Here is a 2,877-nt window from a genome sequence, read left to right on the forward strand (position 1 = left end):
CACCATTCCGCCGTTCTTTTCGCGCAAGACCCTGAAGGGCTACTGGAAGACCACGAGCTACCGCGCGCCGCCCATGCCCTGGGGCATACGGCGCGGCGACATCGCGGCCGTGCTGCGGAGCTGGCTGCCGCAGGCCGGCGATATCCGGCTCGAACCCTACGGCATGACACGCGGCGGGCTGGGCCGCTGGCTGACGCTGTTCTCGCTCACGCCGGGCCTGCGCGACCTGCTGCCGGCGGTGGTGCGGGTGGAGATCGGGGCGGGCTGAGCGGCGGGCCTGCGACCCGTCACCCGCCGCCAGGGCGCCTCAGCGCTGCACGAAGTCGGCGATCTCCGCCAGCGCGGCATCGGCCTCGGGCAGGATGTCGCCGAGCATCTGGAAGTCGTGCCACATGCCGCGCCAGACCTGCAGCTCCAGCGCCCAGCCGGCGGCCTCGGCGCGCTCGGCGAGGCGCTCTGAATCACTCAGCAGGATCTCTTCCGAGCCGGTCTGCACCAGCGTCGGCGGCAGACCGCTGAAGTCGGCGAACAGCGGCGACACCAGCGGATGCTCCGGGGCCGTGGCGCCGGTGTAGAGCGGCGTCTTGGCGATGATCCAGTCCCAGGTCAGCATGGGGTCGGCGCCGTCCTTGCTGCGCAGTGTCTCGCCGCTCAGCGTCAGGTCGGTCCACGGCGAGATCAGCACCAGCCGGCCCGGCAGCGGCAGGCCGCGGTCGCGCAGCGTCAGGGCCAGCGCCAGCGCCAGACCGCCGCCGGCGGAATCGCCGGACAGGGTGATGTTGGCCGACTCGGTGCCCTTGGCCAGCAGGCCCTCGTAGGCCGCCAGCACATCATCGAGGCCGGCCGGGAAGGGGTTTTCCGGTGCCAGGCGGTAATGCGGCACGTAGGTGGTAGCCGAGAGCGCCAGCGCCAGACGCGAGGTCAGCGGACGATGCGTGCGCGGCGAGCACACCACGTAGCCGCCACCGTGCACGAAGAACACGACACGCTCGCCGGCGCCGCCACGCGGGGTGATCAGCTCGGTCGCGATGCCGCCGAGGCGGGTCTCTGACACCACGGCGGCGCGCGGCACCCAGCCATTGTCGAGCAGCGCGCTGGTGATCCTGCGCTGCCAGCCGATCGGCAGGCCGCTGCGCCAGAGCGGACGGATGGTGCTGCGGATCAGCGCCGGCGCCACCCGCCGCGCCACCGCGCTCTGCAGCCGCTGCAGGCCGTCGAGGCCCAGGGTCACTTCCGTTCTCGCCATCATCCGCTCCGTTACGCGACCGCCGGCTCCAGCGCCGGCGCGTCGGTCAATGCCTGTTCATGCGCCCGCCGGCGCGCGCGGCGCCGGCGACTCAGGCCTGCACCCGATAGTGCGACCAGTCCGGGCGCTTTGTACGCCAGCGGTACTCGAAAGTGAAGCCCGGCCAGTTCGCCACGTTGCGGCCGTGCTCGTTGACGTACCAGCTCTGGCAGCCCTTCTGCCACACCGACTCGCGCAGGCGCGCCTGCACCGCCTGGTTGAAGTCGTCCTGCGCCTGCGGCTGCACGTCGAGGTAGCGCAGGCGCTCGCCGACCAGGCGCGACACGCACTGGCGGATGTAGGTCATCTGGCTTTCCAGCATGAAGATGATCGAGCTGTGGCCGAGGTTGGTGTTGGGGCCGTAGACCATGTACAAGTTGGGGAAGCCGGTAACGGTCATGCCGAGGTAGGACTCGGCACCCTCGCGCCAGGCTTCGTTGAGGTCGCGGCCGCCGAGCCCGGTGACGCGCATGGGCGCGAGGAACTCGGTGGCACGGAAGCCGGTGCCGTAGATGATCACGTCGACGTCATGGTGCACGCCGTCGGCACCGGTGATGCCGGTGGCATCCACCGAGCGCACACCGCCGTTGACCACGCTCACGTGCGGCTGCGCCAGCGCCGGGAAGTAGTTGTTGGAGAGCAGGATGCGCTTGCAGCCGATGGGATCGGTCGGCGTCAGCTTCTCGCGCAGGGCGCGGTCCGGCACCTGGCTCCTGAGCATGCGGCGGAACTGCAGCAGCGGCATGGACAGGAACTTCTGCATGGAGGTGAACGCCAGCGCGCGGTATTCGTGCGTCACGTACTGCAGGTTGCGGCTGCCGTGCTGCAGCGCCGGCGCCTGCTCGAAGGCCAGCGTCTCCAGCGCGTGATAGCCGCGGTCCGGCTTCGGGATCACGTACGGCGCCGAGCGCTGGATCAGCACCAGGCTCTTCACCTTGGGCACGATCTCGGGCACGAACTGGATGGCGCTGGCGCCGGTGCCGACCACCGCCACGCGCTTGCCGGCGAGGTCGATGTCATGGCGCCAGCGCGCGGAGTGGAAAACCTCGCCGCGGAAGCTGTCGATGCCGGGCACGTTCGGATACGCCGGCCGGTTGAGCTGGCCGGTGGCGGTGATCAGCGCCCGCGCGCGGTAGACATCGCCGGCGGTGGTGGTGACCGTCCAGCTGCCATCGGCCTCGTCGAAGGCGGCCGTGGCCACTTCGCTGCGGAAACGCACCTGCGGCGTGACTCCGAACTGGTCGGCGACGCGGCGGATGTAGCCGTGGATCTCGTCCTGGCCGGCGTACTTGCGCGACCAGCGCGCGTTGGGCGCGAACGAGAAGGAATAGAGGTGCGAAGGCACGTCGCAGGCGGCGCCGGGATACTGGTTGTCGCGCCACACGCCGCCGACATCGTCGGCCTTCTCCAGGATCAGGTAATCGCTGATGCCGGCCTGCTGCAGCTGCACGGCCATGCCGATGCCGCCGAAACCGGTGCCGATGATCAGCGCGTCGAGCAGCGCCGGCTTTGCCGCTGCCTGCACCGCTGCCTGCGCGACTGCGGCGGCGGCCGGTTTCGCGGCGGGCTTGCGCGCGGCCGGCCGCTTGGTG

3 protein-coding genes are annotated in these 2,877 nt (G+C 70.6%); 1 reads left to right on the forward strand and 2 read right to left on the reverse strand.

Annotated features, from left to right (window positions below; genetic code table 11):
- The coding region (locus C5O18_RS10485; RefSeq protein WP_206389805.1) for a hypothetical protein at window positions 1–268 on the forward strand (268 nt) is incomplete at its 5' end.
- Window positions 269–307: 39 nt separating this feature from the next.
- On the opposite strand, the gene C5O18_RS08210 is transcribed toward C5O18_RS10485, so the two are convergent.
- Together C5O18_RS08210 and C5O18_RS08215 are read right to left on the reverse strand one after the other, a co-directional pair.
- The gene (locus C5O18_RS08210; RefSeq protein WP_105193057.1) at window positions 308–1,246 is read right to left on the reverse strand and encodes an alpha/beta hydrolase; all 939 of its coding nucleotides are present in this window, start codon (window positions 1,244–1,246) and stop codon (window positions 308–310) included.
- A gap of 91 nt (window positions 1,247–1,337) precedes the next feature.
- Window positions 1,338–2,810: a flavin-containing monooxygenase gene (locus tag C5O18_RS08215; protein WP_105193059.1), complete on the reverse strand. Its 1,473-nt coding sequence runs from the start codon at window positions 2,808–2,810 to the stop codon at window positions 1,338–1,340.
- Between the last annotated feature and the right edge of the window lie 67 nt (window positions 2,811–2,877).

This window comes from Amnimonas aquatica (assembly GCF_002943415.1).
Taxonomy (GTDB): domain Bacteria; phylum Pseudomonadota; class Gammaproteobacteria; order Pseudomonadales; family Moraxellaceae; genus Perlucidibaca; species Perlucidibaca aquatica_A.

Bases quoted from the DNA above. Each gene is read 5' to 3' on its own strand.
- C5O18_RS08210 (WP_105193057.1), bottom strand. From the start codon at position 1,246: ATGGCGAGAACGGAAGTGACCCTGGGCCTCGACGGCCTGCAGCGGCTG.